We start from the raw sequence: 17,902 nt of genomic DNA, 5'->3' as shown, positions 1-17,902 counted from the left end.
CAGCCAAAGGAGAACGAAATGATTCGAAGTCTAAAAAAAGGGGCGCTGTTCGGCGCTGGTCTGCTGCTCTTGGCAGGACCGGCCCTCGCCGCCACCCCTGCACACGATAATATCGTGTTGAAGAACTGGAACAACGAGGTCATCACTGACCTGGCCGGCACGACCGACAATGCCTTCAGCTTTAAAAATTCCTGTTTCGGCACGGCCGGCTGTCACGGCGATGCAGCCGCACCCGCCGACAGCAAAATGAAGTTCACCTACAACGATATCGAAAAGCACTCCTATCACACCCAGTTGGCCGCCAACGACCAGTACGGCTTCAACCCGATGAACCCCGATGGTAATGCTTGGGAATCCGGCCCGAGCCCGAAAGGGAAGAACTGGGTGCAGGGCCAAGGCCACATGGGAGCTTGGTGACCACCTTCCGCTCGCCAGTTGGCGAGACTTTTTCAAGATGGCGCTGCCACCACTTATGATGCCACCATTGCCAAGTATATCTCCGTACCGTTTGGCTACATGGCTGCTCCGACCACTGCTGCTCCCGCTGGCACAGTCAACCCCGGCGGCGCTTATGAGCCGTTTAACTTCGTCACGACAACCAAACTGCTGCAGCAGGCCGACATGACCGCTGCTGCCAATGCCTTCGATTGCGGCGAGTGCCACGTCGGCGGCGGCACCATGGAGTATCTCCCCGGCAGCCGCGTTGCCCTGCGCGACATCGAAACCAGCGCTGACGTCCCCGGTGGCGCTTTGGCCGGTAAAGTCACCGCCTTCAACTACTTTATCGACCAGTATGATGTCGACGGCGACGGAACCAAGTACGAAGCCCAGCATATCGACTACCGCCAGACCGGTGTCGTGGAGATGGACTGCTTCATGTGTCATCTTGACGGCTACGAGTTTGAGGACCGCAAGGCAGCCATTCGTAAAGCCAAGTTCGGCGCCACCCTCGCGATCGGCGCCGGCATCGCCAGCTCCGCCACCCTGCCCGCTGACTATGGCACGGACGGCTACGGCACCTCCGTCGTCTACGATGCCAGCAAGCTGGTCGCGGTGAAGGCGGAAGATAACGTTACGATCACCGGCTACAAGCTCGCCCCCGCTGTGGTCAGCAACCTCCGCGCCACCCCGCCGACCGCCAACTGCAGCAGCTGCCATATGGATGTCCATGCGGTCGAGTGGAAGAAGCGCGCCGATGGCTTCACCAGCAACACCGATGTGCACTACAACATCGGCTGCATGGGCTGTCACGAGCGCACGGACAAGTCCGTAGGGACGATCGGTACCAGCGGCGACTTCAGTTCCGCCAGCACCGATAGAACCAAGCTCAGCATGTGCGATCCCGCCAAAGGCGGCGCCTCGCCCTTTGAAGCCCTGGCACAGCAGCTTGACAACATCGGTTTCAAGAACTGCGTCGGCTGCCACAGCCCCGGTGCTAAAACCTACAGCACCTTCGGTGCCAAAGATCCGACAGCGGCACACACCAGCAAAGGGCTGACCTATCACCTGCCCTTTATCTCTTGTGAAGCCTGCCACATCAAGAAGACCAATGCCACCACCGGCGGGCTCATCGTCGACGGCACCGGCGTTGACCACGAGGGCCGGGTTGCCGACCACGAGCACAATGCGGTCTTAGGTGGAACCGGTACCACAAACTTCAGTCACGACCGCTTAGTCTTCGATAGCAACGATGTCGGCATGACTGATCGCATTGCGATGATGTGGAAGAACGACGGCAAACTCCACCCGGTCAATCTCCACACCTCCTTCTTCATCCGCAGCAAGAACGACAAAGATTATGATTTCAACTTCGATGGTCGTAAAGGTGGTGCTGACAGCATCATGCAGACCCACATGGCCGAAGTCACCGGCTGGAATGCCGATAACGCCCTCTTCGCCGATGGCGTCGTCACCGAGTCAGAGATCGATGCCCTCTTCGCAAAAATCCAAGACCCGTTGACCGGACGCTTCGGCAGTGCGATTGCAGCCAACAACCTCAATGGCCAGGCAGCTCCGGCCAGCGGTATCATTCCGAGACTCTCCTTCATGACCGTGCCCTTCAAAATGGCCCACAACGTCGTCCAGTCCTATCAGGCCTGGGGCGCTGGCGGCTGTAGCGATTGCCATGGCGAGAACAAAGGCTTCTACAACAAAGCCTACGACATGACCGGCGGCTACCAAATGGGCTGGAACAAATCCACCCAGATGTCGCCAATGACCAAGGTTAACGGCAACAGCCAGGCGACCTACAGTCACCCCAACGTCAAGGACAAGTTTACCGGTCGCTCTATCGCCGTCGATCCTCTCTCCTCGACCGGGATGCGGAATGACGTCGACCGTTCGGAATTCCTCTGGGAAAACACCTTCATGGCCCTGGATAAAACCTGGGTGAATGAAATCGTCGGTGGCGCCATCACCTTCCCGTCTGCCACCACGGGCTCCTTCGGTGGCAGCGTACTGAAGCTGCAGGTCAAAGCTTCGGCGGCGGCGGCCGATTCTACAGCTGTAACCCGCACCTTCTGGTTCAGCACCAACCCGTCCACACCGGCCGCAGTGGTCTCGACCATGGGAGCTTTCGCCACTAACGCCAACGGCTTCGGATTCACCATCGCCGTGAACACCGCCGGAACCGGCATCACCATTACGGCGGTGGGTGACACTGTATTCCGCCTGGACGACGGAGCCGACGGCATCAACTTCGGCCTCCCGCAGTATATCGCAAAGCCGAGAACCCCGAGCACGTACAATAACTATGCGGCCGTCTTCGCCGCTGCCAACGCTGGTGCCACCCAGGCTACCACCCGTGCCCAGTGGGTCAACTACCTCAACGCCCTCGGTACGGCTGTCGCACCACAAGCCAGCATCTCCGTCGTCGGTGGGTCAACTGCTGTCTCCCCCGACTTCGCCAAGACGGTAAAAACCGCGGTCCAGGTGACCAAGGATGAGCCCGTCACCCTCGTGGCCAATACACCGGTTGCGACTGGCACTGTAACCTACAGCTGGTACTGCAGTGACAATGGCGCGCTCATTGCTGAAGGTGCCACGGCCACCCGCACCTTCACTCAGATTGGTACCTTTCTGTGTACCCTGACCGCGACCACGACTTCTGGCGTGACTCGTGAAAACATCTACGTCAAGGTCGTTCCCCCGTATGTTGCTCCGGAAGACCAACCGGTTCGCTGGGTGGCGGGTGCAGGCTTCGCCGGTAACCTTACTGTGACCGGGATGCCGACCCACACCAAGATCACCGCTGCCTGGGGTGATCTGACCGCTACCACCACCGATGTCGGTGCTGGCAACCATACGGTTGCTCACACCTTCAATCCGGTCAGCAGCCGTCTGGTGGATGTGGCAGGGGTTGCGACTTACCGTTACCCGGTGACCGTCCGCGTCTACAACGGTACCACTCAGGTGAAGACCATCAGCCTCAAGGTGGATATCGCCAAACCAGTAACACCTTAATAGATTGAACTTATCCTTTTGAACTGCTATGGCCCGGGAATTTATTCCCGGGCCTTTTTTTATTCTTTCGGGGCGAGAAGGATCGGGGCGAAAAACATTTTGCACACGGATAAAATCTGATGGGACGGATTTCACGGATTTAAAACCCTTCAAAGCTTTAGCTCCTTCGGTTGATCTCTCTTTTATCCGTTACATCCGTGTCATCCGTGTGAAATGTTTTTCTGATTGTCGCGTTGATGAACAGTAACGCGACATTCATTATGGTTTCTCGCAGAGCTGCAGAGAGCACAGAGAAAAGCAATTTAGACGCTGAAAAATCGGATAACTGCGGATTAAGAAAGATAAAATTGAGACAGGATTTCACCAGGCGGGTCAGGGGGGGACAACACAATGAACGACTTGATTGATTGATCAGATTTTATCCGAACTTATCTGCGTCCAATGCTTTTTTCAGATTTTCTGCGCGTCCTCTGCGCTCTCGCCAGAAGTAGGCGCCTTGAGGCGAGTGAGCAAAGCGAACGGGCGAGAGACAACACTATTCCTTCCAGCTATCAAGATCGATGATGCCGATGCGGGCAGCATACCGCACCAGATCAAGACGGCTGTGCACCCCGAGTTTTTTCATCAGATTGGCACGATGATTCTCCACGGTCTTGACCTTCAACCCGAGATAAACGCCGATCTCGGTGCTGGTCGACCCTTCGACCACCATGCGCAGAATCTGCTGCTCGCGGTTCGTCAACAGGTTGTAGCCGTCATCCTGCGAGTTGCCGGCACTATTCTCCTCCAGCATCATCCGTGCGATTACATCCCCTGACAACTTGCCGTCGACATAGAACTCCCCGCGGTAAACCGTGTCGAGAGCGTCGACCAGACTGGCGGCACTGCTGTCCTTGAGGAGAAAACCGTGCGCCCCGGCCCGATAAGCACCGACCACGATATCGACCTTGTCATGCATGCTCACCATCAGGATGCGGATCGCCGGAAACTTCTGGCGAATCTCCCGGGCCGCCTCGATACCGTTGACGTCGGGCAGGGTGATATCGAGAGTGACAATCTTCGGCTGCACCTCGGCCAGCAGCTTGAGGGCTTCGGCAAAGCTGCCGGCCTCGCCAACCACGACATATTCGGTACTGCGGGCGATGAGGCTCTTCAGCCCTTCACGAAACAGGGGATGATCATCGATCAGGACCAAACGTTTTTCTGGCATGGTTATTTCTCCTTGTCCCGGACATCCGACGCCAGCGGCACTTCAAAGAGCAGACAGGTCCCCTTGCCGGGCTGGGTGCGGATGTTGAGGGTGCCGCCAAGCTGCTCGGCCCGTTCCGCCATCCCCACCAGCCCCAGCTGCTGCCCGCCAGTGCGCCGCTTCAGGAGGTCAAAGCCCTGACCGTCATCTTCGATGCGCAGACAGATTTTCGGAAAAGAGGCGGTCAGGCGGATGGTGACCCGCGACGCCCCGGCATGCTTGACGATGTTGTTGAGGGCTTCCTGGACAACGCGAAAAAGGATGATTTCGACCGCACTGTCGAGCTTGAGTTTATTCATCCCGGCGGTACGGAACTCGATGGGCAGGCCGTTGACCTGGTCGGTCTTGCGGCAATGGCTGCGGATGGTCTCGACCAGACCGAGCTGTTCGAGGGTGGTCGGGCGCAGTCCGGCCGAAAGGTCGCGCACCGCCTCGATGCTTTGCTGCAGCACATTGGTCAGGCTGTCGAGGCGCGGCTGCAGATCCGTACCCGCGGTTTGGAGATCCTGGCACAGGGTCTCCATGCCGATCTTCAGGGCATTGAGCCGCTGTCCGACATCGTCGTGCAGCTCGCGGGACAGGTGCTTGCGTTCGTTCTCCTGGGCACTGAGTAAGCGGTGCGACAGGGCACGAATCTCTTTTTCCGCTTCTTTGCGGAAGGTGATATCGCGCGCCACCGCCAGCTTGGCCGGGCGATTGACCCCGGGCATGCGGATCGCCATCTCGATAACCGAAAACCAGGCCTGGGCGCGCTCGTTGAAATACTCCTTGTGCACCGGTCCGGGACATTCAAAGACCTTCTCGCGGCTGCAATCCGGGCACGGTTCGCCGAGACCGCGACAAAGCTGGTAACAGAAGCCGCTGTCGATCTCTCCGGCGAGCCCTTCGCGCATCTTGCTGTTGGCGTAGATAATCCGAAAATCGTCAGTGACGACGTAGACCCGGTCTTCCATTGCGTCGAGGACCAGGCGCAGGGTTTCCTGGGAGATGAGCATGGCGTTGGCGATCAATTGGCATTCGGTCTGGTCGTTGAGCAGGCCGAAGATCGCCGGCCGGCCATCGACGCTGATCCGGCGGGCAAAGATCTCCAACCAGATCGGCACCCCGTCGGTGCGGGTCGACATCTGTGCCCAGGAGATCTGCGGCTCTTCGTTGATCAGCAGCTTGTCATGCACCGCCTTGAAAAATTCCGAGGTCTTGCTATCGGGATAGACGGCGGAGAAGAACGGTTTCCCGACCAATCCGTCGATGTCGTGATAACCGAAAAAATGTCCGCACCGGCGATTCAGATACAGCAGGCGATCGTCCTGAACGACGTAAATCCCGTGGGACAAAGTGTTAACAATTTGATCGAACATAATCGCGTTGCTCCCGCAAGGGTGATCGTGTGGCAACAAAGACAGGCAAAGAAACGCGTTATTCTCGACTCTAACCCTCCGGCATGTCAACCTTTTTTCTGACACACAAGCGAACCGGATTGCAGCGTTGGGGCATTTGCCCCAGCAAGGGCGAAATCCCCCAACCATCCATCGCTGACAGCCAAACTTCTCTGGTCGATTCTGCCCAGCGCTTTCTGAGGTGAACCACCCAGCTGATAATGGGTGGACCCTGCGGCCGACGCGTCAACTACCAGTTCCCCGAAATAAAATCATCCGAACAATCGCCATGAAGTCAGCATGTTAGGATCTGTTTTTTTGCAACTCCCTGTTTTTAGTAGAAAATTTCTCCGCCAGAGACCTCCCCTGATTAGAGTTTTGGCATCATATTTGCTGGTCATGTGAATGGCTCTTCTGTTCCAAAACCGCTTCAGGTCCTGCCAGTTTGCGCCTGACTGCTCCCCCCCAAGGGGCAGGCCGGGATGAAGGCAGGATCAATGGCGGTCCAACGTTTCTTAGCGTCCCACTCTATTTTTCCCACCGAAAGGACAGCACAAATGGAACGCAAAACAAGTTACTGGCTCCGGTCGGTCGCGGTTTCCGCCGTGGCTCTGACCATGGGAGCGGGGGTGGCCCTGGCAGCCCACCCTGACATTCCGCTGATGACCTACGAAGAGCTGGCTTACCAGTTCGGCATGAAAAGCATGGAGACCGGCGCCGGAGCCATGCCGGTCATGGTTCAGAACAACACCATGGGTCAGCCGGCCGGCTTTCCCTACAGCCCCAAGGCCACCTGCGGCGATTGCCACAACGGCGGACTAACCAAAACCTCCGACGGTAGTGCCATCAAAACGGCGGACGGCAACGCCATCACCACCGCACTGGTCAGCTACATGGATATGTCGTCCAAAGCTTTCCATTCGGAGCTCGGTTCCCAGACCTGGGTCGACGATACCAACGCTACCGCCCCCCAGCCCGGCAAGCCCTGGTCACAGACCACCGGCATGTGGGGCAAGTGGTGACCACCCTCTCTCCGCCAGGTGGCGGACTTCAGAGCAACTGACAATCTTGACGACTACGGTACCAACTCTGTGTTTGATGGTGAGACCTACGCAACCGAAGCTGATTTCCTTGCGGCAGTCGACCTCTCGGTCTGGGACATGGCCACCAACTGCGCCAGCTGTCATATCGGCGGCGGTCTGGTTGAATTCGACCGCACCGGCACACGCCTCTCCATGCGCGGCATGGCCCGGCAGATGATGCCCCCCGCCGCCGAAGGTACAGGACAATACAATGCCTACGACTTCTTTGTTGAGGAGAAGTTCAATTCCGCTACCGGCGCTAATGAATCTTTCGTGCAGCAGGCCCCCTGGGGAATGCCGGCCACGACCGACTTCAAGCCGGTGCGCTACGACACGGAAGGAAACCCCGTCAACGCCGTCATGCCGGCGATGATGATGCCCGAAGGCTGGCCGGTCTCGCCCTGGTTCCAGGCAGACAACCCCTGGGTTCAAGGGGGCATGGCCGTCGCCGGTCAGGCAATGATGCCGAACGTCCGGGAGATGGATTGCCTCTTCTGTCACATGGAAGGGTACAATAATATCATCAGCTCGGTGGCCACCCAGATGGGCTACCTGGTGGCGGCACCCTCGCTCGGCTCGGGGCTGATGAACATGTTCACCTTTGCCTACGATCCAAGCAAGATCACACAGGTTACAGGTCCGATGGGGACAACTGCCTGGCTTAAAGGCAGCACCCTCGCCAAGATCAAACCTGAGCCGCCGGAAGCCAACTGCCGGCAGTGCCATATCCCGACGACCATGGCCAACTTCTCGGATATGTTCGACAAGTTTTTGGCAGCGTCGCCGATGTCTTACAACCCGGCTAGCCCGAATGCCAGCGCCATCAACGGCATGATGATGCCGAGTTACGACCTGAACTCGCCCTTCCTCCCCCCGACGGGCACCTCTCCGGCAGTCTATCTCAATCCGGCGGCGGGATGGTTGTACGGGAGTGGTGCTTCGGCTGCCGGCCCCTTCGGCATCTTCCCGATGGCCCTCGATATGAGCAAAGACATCATGGCCACTGCTATGTCAGGCGCCCCGGTCGGCGGCGGCACCCCCGGCATGATGGGGCCGCTCCTTTATGACGGCATGGATGCTCAAGGCAACATGGACCAGAATGCCCTGAAAAAAGCCACCATCCCCTTCCCCCGCGCCGACTTCTTCAAGCGCGGCGACAACTGGGATGGCGTCCAGGACGATGTCCACTACAACCTCGGTTGCGCAGGCTGCCACTTTAACACCGAAAGCCTCAATCCTGATCTGAACCAGTGCGATCCAGGGCGCGGCTTCTCCTTTATGGGTGGCATCGAGAACGGTGCGCCGACCGCGCTCAACGCTCCCGACACCCGCTCGACGGTGAAACGCTGTCAGGACTGCCACATCACCGGCAAAAACTACGATGGAGTAGCCATCCAGACCTTCGGAGCACAAAACCCGACGGCAGCGCATACCCGCGCCGGCTTGATCAGCAACCAGGTGCAAGCGATGCAACTGAACGGTGCTGGCGCCGAAACCGCCTTTTTGGGCAACCATCTCGACATCATCGCTTGTCAGACCTGTCACGTCAAAAAAGCAAACATGGCAGTTCGCGCCCTCGATTCATCCTCGGGGAACCGCTACCCCTCGATTATCGGCATTCAAAGCCAGTACGGCATGATGTCGATGTTCACCGATCCCATGCCTGATCACAGCATGCAGTTCACGCCGACCGAGTGGAAGCCCCTGTACATGTGGGACGAACGCGAGCAGAAGAGACTGCCCAACGGCGACGTCAATCCTGCCTGGCGCCGGGAGATTATCCCCGTCAACATGATTACTGCCGCACTCTGGGATGCCTCGATCGACCCCACCATCGACGCCAACGGCGACGGTGCCGAGGCCTATAACGAAACAGCTGCAAATCCAATCAGCATCCTCTGGGATCCGCAGATCTCGCGCAACATGAAGGCGGGGATGCACTTCGCCCCGGGTCCCTTTGCCACCATCCCTGTCGGTTTTGGCCTCCCGGCCGATGGTTACGCAAGCGCCTATAATCCGGATTTCAGCTTCTCCGGCGCCTTTGACTACGTCGGCATTTACGGCGGCAACATCATCCTCACCAACCCCGACGAGATCGCCGCTTACAAAGCAAATCGGGTAGCTAACGGAGATGCTTGGGCTACCACCCAGCTCGTCTACTATGGTGGCAATCCCTTCCAGATCGAACACGGCGTTGCTCGCGTCAGCGGCACCGCCCTTGGCAAGGGCGGCTGTGCCGACTGTCATGCGCCGAACACCGGCTTCTTCAGCGGACCCTACGACATGACCGGCACCGCCATTCCGGCCTTCGGCTCGCAGAATGTACCTGCACCTTTCGCACAAATGGGCATGACCGGTAACGAAAACATGATGCAGCGTCCGGCGGTCGATATCGAAATCGCCGCCAAACCTGTTGACCTGCGGACCGGCGCGGAAGCTAAAGCCAAGAACACCGGCAAGGTTCTCGAAGTCAAATTCGAAGAGAAGGGTACCTGGGACAGCGCAACCAAGACCTTCACCCCCGCTGCTGATGGTGAGTACATCCGCACCACCGACCTCAACCGCAGCGAATACCTTTACCCCCATCCGGAGCACGGGGCGACCTGGGCCGAATACTACGGCTACACTGCTGCCCCGGACCTTAAAGGCAACACCTTCACCTCTCTCGAAGAGCGCATCCACTACCTTGAGAGCATCGGTGCGGCTGTCGCACCACAAGCCAGTATTGCTGTCGTCGGCGGGTCAACTGCTGTCTCCCCCGACTTCGCCAAGACGGTAAAAACTGCGGTCCAGGTGACCAAGGATGAGCCCGTCACCCTCGTGGCCAATCAACCGACTGCTCTTGGTGCTGTGACCTACAGCTGGTACTGCAGTGACAATGGCGCGCTCATTGCCAGTGGTGCCACGGCAACCCGCACCTTCACCCAGCTTGGTACCTTTCTGTGTACCCTGACCGCGACCACGGATACTAGCGTGACTCGCGAAAACATCTACGTCAAGGTCGTTCCCCCGTATGTTGCTCCGGAAAACCAGCCGGTTCGCTGGGTGACGGGTGCGGGCTTCACCGGTAACCTTACTGTGACCGGGATGCCGACCCACACCAAGATCACCGCTGCCTGGGGTGATCTGACCGCTACCACCACCGATCTCGGTGCTGGCGACCATACGGTTCCTCACACCTTCAAGGCGGTCAGCAGCCGTCTGGTGGATGTGGCAGGGGTTGCGACTTACCGTTACCCGGTGACCGTCCGCGTCTACAACGGTACCACCCAGGTGAAGACCATCAGCCTCAAGGTGGACATCGTTAAACCCTAGATTGAACTTATCCTTTTGAACTGTTATGGCCCGGGGAGAATCCTCCCCGGGCTTTTTTTCCGACCAGGCCTGACCCCAGGTACAATCTAATTGACATTATTTCCGATAATATATAAATATTCCTGAATAAATAGCCCGGTCCGAACCTTCTGCCGGACACCCGGCAGGGATGATTTTTTTCACCAAAGCCCCCATCAATGGAGTTTTTGAAATGAACTGCATCCAGAAAACCCTCTTCCTTTCCATCGCTCTCCTTTGTTTCGGTTTCGGTCCTTTCAGCAGCAGCGTCTGGGCAAAGGATGACCTGGTCGCCAAAGTGGGACAGGTGCCGATCACCGCTCCCGAGGTGATGCGGGAGTCGGAGAAAGTCCTGCCCCGGTCGGCCGGCTTTCACGGCAGTCTTAGTGAAGAAAGGCTGCAGGCTGCCCGGCAAAAGGCACTGGATAATTTGATCGAGCGCGCTTATATGGTCCAGCACTCTCTGGACGAACAGATCAAAATCGACAAGAAGGAATTCGACCAGGCATACCATTCGATTCGGGACAAATTCAAATCGAACGACGAGTTTAAAAAGGCTTTGGGAAGCGAATCTCCCGATCAGTTCCAGGAGGCACTGCGACGCGAGTTGTTGGCCAAAAAGGCGCAGGAAAAGGCCGTGGAGGAAAAGATTCGCGTGACTCCGGTGGAGGTGCTGAGCGCCTACGAAGAGAACCGCAACATGTATACCCGTCCCAAAAGCTTCCGCGCCAGCCTCATTCTGATCAACGTCGATCCGGCGGCTCTGCCTGAAAAGAAAGAGGCACTGCAAAAGAAAGCCGAGGATGTTGCAGCTAAAGCGAAAAAGGGTGAGGACTATTTCAATCTCGCCTACTACAACTCGGATGACCGGACCCGTTTTGTCGGCGGTGATATCGGCTACATGCATCAGGGGCAGCTCATTCCTGAACTGGAAGAGCACCTCTTGAAAATGACGGTCGGCGAGGTCAAAGGTCCGATCTCGACCGATTACGGCTACACCATTATCAAATTGACCGAGTCGCAAGAGGCTCGGCAATTGGCCTTCGAAGAAGTCCAGGACAATATCCGGAAAAGGATCGAGGACGAACGGCGCAAAGCCCTCTTCGATACCTGGATGCAAGCTCTCAAGCTGAAATATCCGGTTCGCCATTTTGACAAGGACTAGACATCGGTGCCCTTCGGGGGAAGAATCCACATAAAAATAAAGAAGAGCCTCCGGGACTGATACCCCGGAGGCTCTTCTTTATTTTGGAACTTCTTTCTTTTTCTTGATCTTGCAACAGACCCCTTTGGCCGGAATTAGTGCGGCATATTACGAGCCCCCGGCCTGCCGTTGATAAGCGCGCTCGAGATTCTTTCGGAACAGTGCTGCATCAGGGTTGAGCCGTACCGCGGTCTCCAGTTCAACGATGGCCCGTTCGACCCAGCCCTTGCTCAAATAAGCCATGCCGAGATTGTTGTGCGCCAGCGCGTAGCGGTCATCCAGTCGAATGGTCATCTGGTAGTTTTCAATTGCCTCGTCGATCCGCCCCAATACATGCAGCGCGCCGCCGAGGTTGGTATAGGTCGAAGCCCGCGTCGGATTTAACTGAATCGCTTTCCTCCCCGCCATGATTGCTTCATCGAACATGCCCTGGGCGTAAAAGGCCACCCCGAGGTTTTCGTGGGCCTCGGCACTGTCGGGATCGAGAGCCAGAGCCCGGCGATATTGCTCAAAGGCCTCCGGCAACCGGCCCAGCTTGTAATGGGCCATCCCGAGATTGACCCGGGCATCGACCATGTTGGGATTCTGTTTCAACACCCCTTGATATTGCTCCACCGCCTCGTCATACCGCCCCTGGGCATCGAGGGCGACACCGAGATTGACCCTGGTGTGCTGACTGCCGGGATCAAGGCGCAGGGCGGACTGCAGCGCGACAATCCCTTCGTCAGTCCGGCCGCTCTTGAGCAGGGCGCCGCCAAGATTGCTGTACGCGGCGAAAAAGTCGGGAGAATGCTGCAGGCTCTGGCGGAAAAGGTCGATGGCGGCCTGGGTCTGTCCCCGATCGAGGTAGACCGTACCTAACTCGTTGTAACCCCGCCACTTACCGGGAGACTTGGCAATAACATCCTGCCACAGGGTGACCTCACTCCCCCATACCTGGTTGCGCTGGAATGTGGCGACACCGAGAACCAGAACCAGCCCGAGAGCGGTTGCCATAACAGTCCGGGGAGGAAAGCGCCGCGTCATCGCGACTACGAGCGCCGCGACGGCGACAAAGAAGCCGACAGAGGGGAGATACAGCCGGTGTTCAAAAATCACGTCACGGATCGGGATGATGCTTGATTCGACGGACAGGGTGAGGAAGAACCAGAGCAGGCCGAAGGCTGCAAGCCGGGATTCGGGATTCGGGACTCGGGAAGCGAAAAGCGGGATCCGGAATCCGTAGAGATAAAGGGCGACAAGAAAAATTGCGAGTAGCAGCAGAAAGGAGAGAAAGACCGGCGGCTGGAGAAAGCTGCTATAGATCGGATAATCGTAGTCGAGGTTCTGATTGACCGGCAGCACCAGCAGGCGCAGATAGGTGACGATGACCCTGAACTGGGTGAAAAGGTAATCTGAGCGACTGATCAGCTCGGTCTCGCGGCTCATGGCGCTGACATCCGAGAGGAGTTCGCCCCACGGTTTTCCGGACCGCATCAACCCCGCCGGAATAATCATCAGGGTGGCGAGGAGAGGGAGAAGGAAGAGGATTTTTCGTTTGAGCCCCCCCGGAAAGAAACTGAATTCGTAAAGCGCCACTACCAGCGGCAGCGTGAAGGCAATCTCCTTACTCCGCATCGCCAGAACGGCAGAAAAGAGGGCGCCGGCGTAAAGCAGGGCCGGCAGCAGCCATGGGACGGCGGAGGGGGGATTGGTCGGCTCTTCGCTCTTCAATCTTCCCCAGGCATACAGGACCAGCGTCAGCAGATAAAACAGGGTTGCCAGAGAGGCCATCCGCTGGACGATGTAGGTGACCGCCTGGGTCTGGAGTGGATGGGCGACAAAAAGGAGGGCGGCGAAAAGTGCGATCCAGGGTGCGAGGGCAGCCAGGGGGGTGCTGCGCAGCTGCGGGGTGCGGGCGGTGAGCCGCACCAGAGCGTAAACCAGTAGGGAACAACCGAGATGAACCCCGAGGTTGAAGAGATGATAGCCGGTGACGTCGAGGCCGCCGAGACGGTAGTTCAAGGCCAGGGTCAGGTGGCTGACAAAGCGCCGGGGGTTATAGCGGTAGCCCTCGCCGGACAGGAAACGCTGCCAGTCCTTGATGATCGGACTTTCGATAATCGAGGAGAGATCGTCAAAGATAAAAGGGACTTTGAAGGTGTTGGCATAGACCGCTATCCCCAGCACCAGTATGAGCAGGAGGTGCGCGGGCCAGGTGGCCGCGAACGGAACCTTTTGTGAAACTTCCTGACGAACCTCTTGTTTAACCTCTTGTTTAACCTCTTGTTGAACCTTTTTTTTTTTCATGATCAACAACGTGCCTCCCAAACCGGCCCAAGCAAATTTAACTCCTCCAATAATGCGGGACATTCTGCCTTAAAAACTGTAAATCGTCCATGATATCGTGCAGGCGCAGCCAAGAATATTTCAAATTCACGGTTGACCGCAATGACACCCGCAACAAATGGGGCAAATGCCCCACCAGAACCACCCTTGACGGACACTTCCTCTATTTTATGGTTGATTTCCCCCTCTGAAAAAAGCATTATAAATTGTTTTAATCATATAAAATAATATTTATCAGTTAAATCAATAAGTTTCAGATTCAGGCATATAATGTGCTTGCTTATTGCTTCACTTGTCGCCAAGAGAGATAAGTTAACTATCTTTTATTTTTCAGCCTGTTAGCGGTTTTCCCCCGACAGAACATTTCGGACAGACCCGACATTCCAGGTTTCCAGACACACCCCCCCCAAAAAAGAAGGAGAAGCAGCATGCAGAGATGTAGTTACTGGACAAAAATCAGATCAGGGATTGCCGTCGCAGCCCTTTGCCTCGGATTGACTGCCGTTGCCGAGGCAGCTCCTTTCGGATACATTGCCGACAGTTATGACGGTTGGGTGACGGTCATCGATCTGGCTAACGACACCGCAACCAACAAAGTCCTTGTCGGCAATGCACCCATCGGAGTCGCCGTTACCCCGGACGGCAGCCAAGTTTACGTGGCCAATCGCGGCAGTGACAGCGTCTCGGTGATCGAAGCCGTCAGCAATGTCGTAGTGGCTACCATCCCCGTCGGCAGTCAACCCCAGGGGGTCGCTGTCAGCCCCGACGGCAGCAAAGCTTTTGTGGCCCACTACGGCAACCCCGCCCTCGGCGCCAGAACCTACCTGTCGGAGATCAACACCGGCGACTACAGTGTGACCAAAACGATCGAGACCTCAGCCCAGGCGATCCAGCCTTTTGCTGTCATCACCAACCCGGCCGGAACCCGCATCTACATTTCCAATAATCTCTCTGACTCTGTTTCCATTGTCAATGCCACGACCTTCACCCTGGCAAGCGAAGTGTTTGTCGGCGATTACCCCATGGGGATGGCGATTACCCCGGACGGCTCCAAACTTCTGGTGGCTAACAACGGCGGCAATTCCGTTGCGGTGATCAACACCGCCGACAACTCGGTGGCGTTTATTGCCATGATGACCGGCGCCGCTCCCTGGGGGGTCACCATCAACCCGAACGGCTTAACCGCCTATGTGACCAACGCCTACCTTCCCGAGCAGGCCATCGACGCCGTGGCGGTCATCAACCTGACAACCAACGAGATCACGACCAGCATCGCCGTCGGCAACAACCCGCGCGGCATCGAAATCAATAGTGACGGCACCTTCGTCTATGCGGCGAACCGCTTGAGCGAAACCGTCTCGGTTATTGACACCGCTCTGAACGAAGTCGTCAAGACGATTAACCTCCACACCTTTAGCGGCGGCACGCTCGGCGGACTGGAAGGCATTGATCTCGGCCCGGTGCCGAAAGGGATCCTGTCTGTGGTAAGCTCCCTGCGTTTCAGCGATTTGATCGTCACTAGCACCTCGTTTCAGACGGTGACGGTGACGAATCGCGGTATCCTTGACCTGGCCCTGGGATCCATCAGCGCTGTCAATCCCTTGGCCGCGCCCTTCTCCCTCAGCGAAAATGGCTGCTCCAATCAGATCTTGGCACCCGGCGCAACCTGTACCTTCAAAGTGAATTTTGCACCGACAGCCGTCGGAGAATTCTCGGACAGCTTCGACATCCCTTATCTCGACCCGGCGGCCGGCACCGCCACTGCCAGCGTCGCGGGCTACGGTCTGTCCGCCAACAACCAACGTCCCGGTAAGCCTGCACTCATCTCTCCGACTGATGGACAGATCGGGGTCGCCCTCACCCCCACTTTCTCCTGGACAGAGGTCACCGATCCGGATGGGGATGTTGTCAACTACTCGATTGTCTGCTCGACATCCCCCGATTTTACTGCCGGCACACTCGTGACACTCCACTTCGGTGAGCAAAAATCGCTCTACGCCGGCCTGGGGGCCGCGGCCCTGGCCCTCTTCGGAATCGGCGCTGCCGGTAATCAGCGGAACCGTAAAAAACTGGCACTGCTGGTTAGCCTGCTGATTCTCGCCAGCGCCCTGGTTTCCGCCTGCGGAGGGGGAGGTGGCGGCTCCTCCACCTCCCCGATCGGTGTGGAAGGCACTCTGACAACGCCTCTCACCGCCAACACGAAATATTACTGGAAAGTGGTGGCTGACGACAGCAGGGACTCGAATACTAGCGATGTCTGGTCATTCACCACGAAACCGTAACCTGAAATAAAACAAAGAAAGCGGGCCCGGGAAATGTATATTCCCGGGCCCGCTTTCTTTTATCCTGATTGGCGTCAACCTACTGTAATTTTGAGTGATCAGAAGTGGTAGCGCAGACCGGCGGTGGCAGCATGACTCCGGTATTTGAGTTCTACCTTCTGAAACTGCAGCGTAACCTTATCGACGCTGGTAAATTCGGGATTGAGGGTGGCGAAGTAGCGGTAGCCGAGATCAAAGACAAGGTTTTTAGTGATGTTAAGGCCGACTCCGACGCCTCCCTGATAAGCGAAGACGGTATCCTCAGTCTCGGAGAAGGAAATGCCGAGACTGAGTTCTTCATCGAAGGTCACCCGGGCCATCCCGGCGCCGACCATGAAATAAGGGGCCGCACCGGAAGTCACGGGATAATCGGCGTAGGAATTGAGCATCACGCTCAAAGCCGTCATGCTACCGCCCGGTTCGAAGGGCTTCCCCTCAAAGGTGATCTCTTCGATATCATTCTGGCGATAACTGACTTCCGCTTCGATTCGCCCCTCGGGGAAGGTGAACCCGAGAGCGCCGCCGGCCTGGGTGCCGACCTTGAAATCCGTATCCTCTATACTCCCGCCCCATGGCGTCTTTTGCAGCAGACCGCCGCCGGCCTGGGCACTCAGGTAAAAGAGATCCCCGGCCCGACTGTCGGAAGCGGAACCGAGGCCAAGGAGCAGGCCGCAGAGCAAAATCGAAATCTTCTTCATGAATTCTCCCGCCGAAAAGGTCTTGCTGTACAAAAATAGGGTCAAACCGGGGGTCAATTAAAAAACCGCCCGATCATGCGACCGGACGGTTTTGTTTACCGGGGGGTGGATTATTTGACGTTGACCAGCTCGACATCGAAGAGGAGGACAGCGTTAGGACCGATGAGCTGTCCGGCGCCACGCTCGCCATAAGCGAGATTTGCCGGGATAACCAGTTCCCACTTGGCCCCTTCCTGCATCAGTTGCAGGGCCTCGGTCCAGCCGGGGATGACGCCGGCCACCGGGAAGGTCGCAGGCTCACCGCGCTTGTAGGAGCTGTCGAACTCGGTGCCATCGATCAAACGACCGCGATAATGGACGGTCACAGTGCTCTCTTTGGTCGGGTTCTTGCCGGAACCGGCCTCGATCACTTTATACTGCAGGCCGCTCGGCAGGACAGTGACCCCTTCCTTCTTGCCATTCTCGGCCAGAAAGACTTCACTTTCCTTGATATTCTTTGCAGTTAATTCAGCCGTCCGTTTCTCCTGGGCCGTCTTCAACTCGGCTTGAAACTCCACCATGGTCTTCTGGGTTTCTTCCTCAGTCATCAACACTTTGCCGCCACCCATGGCGTCGCTGACCCCTTGGGCGAGGAGGTCGGTATTGACTTCGATGTGCTGAGCCTTGAAATCACGGCCGATGTTAAGACCGATGCCGTAACTGACCCGCTCGGTCAGAGTCTTCAGCTCGGTGGCTCTGCTTTTCTGTTCCTGCGCTGTGCAGCCGCTGGCAACGAGCAGCAGGCAGAGGGTGGAGGAAAGCGCTAAAATCTTGCTCTTCATGGATGAATCCTTTCACGGGGTTATTGGG

11 protein-coding genes are annotated in these 17,902 nt (G+C 57.3%); 6 read left to right on the top strand and 5 right to left on the bottom strand.

The features are described 5' to 3' along the window. Positions 1 to 18 precede the first annotated feature (18 nt). Both CVU69_09055 and CVU69_09050 read left to right on the top strand, forming a co-directional pair. Positions 19 to 417 (top strand): cytochrome C, encoded by a 399-nt coding sequence (locus CVU69_09055; protein ID PKN12082.1) that lies wholly within the window; start codon positions 19 to 21, stop codon positions 415 to 417. Between the two features lie 18 nt (positions 418 to 435). Further along, positions 436 to 3,462 (top strand): hypothetical protein, encoded by a 3,027-nt coding sequence (locus tag CVU69_09050; GenBank protein PKN12081.1) that lies wholly within the window; start codon positions 436 to 438, stop codon positions 3,460 to 3,462. A 535-nt stretch (positions 3,463 to 3,997) separates the two neighbouring features. On the opposite strand, the gene CVU69_09045 is transcribed toward CVU69_09050, so the two are convergent. Continuing rightward, complete coding sequence (locus tag CVU69_09045) at positions 3,998 to 4,672, bottom strand: DNA-binding response regulator (protein ID PKN12080.1); 675 nt, start codon at positions 4,670 to 4,672, stop codon at positions 3,998 to 4,000. Between the two features lie 2 nt (positions 4,673 to 4,674). After that, positions 4,675 to 6,069, bottom strand: a complete 1,395-nt coding sequence (locus CVU69_09040) for a histidine kinase (protein PKN12079.1) — start codon at positions 6,067 to 6,069, stop codon at positions 4,675 to 4,677. Between the two features lie 575 nt (positions 6,070 to 6,644). On the opposite strand from CVU69_09040, the gene CVU69_09035 reads away from it, so the two are divergent. The 3 genes from CVU69_09035 to CVU69_09025 all read left to right on the top strand — a co-directional run bounded on the left by CVU69_09035 (position 6,645) and on the right by CVU69_09025 (position 11,667). Continuing rightward, the gene (locus CVU69_09035) at positions 6,645 to 7,109 is read left to right on the top strand and encodes a hypothetical protein (protein PKN12078.1); all 465 of its coding nucleotides are present in this window, start codon (positions 6,645 to 6,647) and stop codon (positions 7,107 to 7,109) included. Between the two features lie 69 nt (positions 7,110 to 7,178). Then, complete coding sequence (locus CVU69_09030) at positions 7,179 to 10,484, top strand: hypothetical protein (GenBank protein ID PKN12077.1); 3,306 nt, start codon at positions 7,179 to 7,181, stop codon at positions 10,482 to 10,484. 169 nt (positions 10,485 to 10,653) lie between these two features. After that, positions 10,654 to 11,667: a hypothetical protein gene (locus tag CVU69_09025; protein PKN12076.1), complete on the top strand. Its 1,014-nt coding sequence runs from the start codon at positions 10,654 to 10,656 to the stop codon at positions 11,665 to 11,667. Between the two features lie 147 nt (positions 11,668 to 11,814). On the opposite strand, the gene CVU69_09020 is transcribed toward CVU69_09025, so the two are convergent. Beyond that, positions 11,815 to 14,058, bottom strand: a complete 2,244-nt coding sequence (locus CVU69_09020) for a tetratricopeptide repeat-containing protein (protein ID PKN12075.1) — start codon at positions 14,056 to 14,058, stop codon at positions 11,815 to 11,817. Positions 14,059 to 14,462: 404 nt separating this feature from the next. Here CVU69_09020 and CVU69_09015 point away from each other — a divergent pair, with 404 nt between their 5' ends. After that, positions 14,463 to 16,316, top strand: coding sequence for a hypothetical protein (locus tag CVU69_09015; GenBank protein ID PKN12074.1), 1,854 nt, complete (start codon positions 14,463 to 14,465; stop codon positions 16,314 to 16,316). Between the two features lie 98 nt (positions 16,317 to 16,414). Here CVU69_09015 and CVU69_09010 read toward each other — a convergent pair whose 3' ends face one another. Further along, on the bottom strand, positions 16,415 to 17,053 hold the full coding sequence (locus CVU69_09010) for a hypothetical protein (GenBank protein PKN12073.1): 639 nt from the start codon (positions 17,051 to 17,053) through the stop codon (positions 16,415 to 16,417). A gap of 110 nt (positions 17,054 to 17,163) precedes the next feature. Continuing rightward, entirely contained in the window at positions 17,164 to 17,874 is a 711-nt protein-coding gene (locus CVU69_09005; GenBank protein PKN12072.1) for a hypothetical protein, read from the bottom strand. Positions 17,875 to 17,902: the final 28 nt, after the last annotated feature.

This window comes from Deltaproteobacteria bacterium HGW-Deltaproteobacteria-4 (assembly GCA_002841765.1).
Lineage (GTDB): Bacteria > Desulfobacterota > Desulfuromonadia > Desulfuromonadales > UBA2197 > UBA2197.
Note: the sequence above shows the minus strand (reverse complement) of the source record. Positions and strands in the feature narration are given on the sequence as shown.

Excerpts from the sequence above, each read along its gene's own strand:
- CVU69_09055 (PKN12082.1), top strand. The coding sequence starts at position 19 with ATGATTCGAAGTCTAAAAAAAGGGGCGCTGTTCGGCGCTGGTCTGCTG.
- CVU69_09045 (PKN12080.1), bottom strand. The coding sequence starts at position 4,672 with ATGCCAGAAAAACGTTTGGTCCTGATCGATGATCATCCCCTGTTTCGT.
- CVU69_09040 (PKN12079.1), bottom strand. The coding sequence starts at position 6,069 with ATGTTCGATCAAATTGTTAACACTTTGTCCCACGGGATTTACGTCGTT.
- CVU69_09035 (PKN12078.1), top strand. The coding sequence starts at position 6,645 with ATGGAACGCAAAACAAGTTACTGGCTCCGGTCGGTCGCGGTTTCCGCC.
- CVU69_09025 (PKN12076.1), top strand. The coding sequence starts at position 10,654 with ATGATTTTTTTCACCAAAGCCCCCATCAATGGAGTTTTTGAAATGAAC.
- CVU69_09020 (PKN12075.1), bottom strand. The coding sequence starts at position 14,058 with ATGTCCCGCATTATTGGAGGAGTTAAATTTGCTTGGGCCGGTTTGGGA.
- CVU69_09015 (PKN12074.1), top strand. The coding sequence starts at position 14,463 with ATGCAGAGATGTAGTTACTGGACAAAAATCAGATCAGGGATTGCCGTC.
- CVU69_09010 (PKN12073.1), bottom strand. The coding sequence starts at position 17,053 with ATGAAGAAGATTTCGATTTTGCTCTGCGGCCTGCTCCTTGGCCTCGGT.
- CVU69_09005 (PKN12072.1), bottom strand. The coding sequence starts at position 17,874 with ATGAAGAGCAAGATTTTAGCGCTTTCCTCCACCCTCTGCCTGCTGCTC.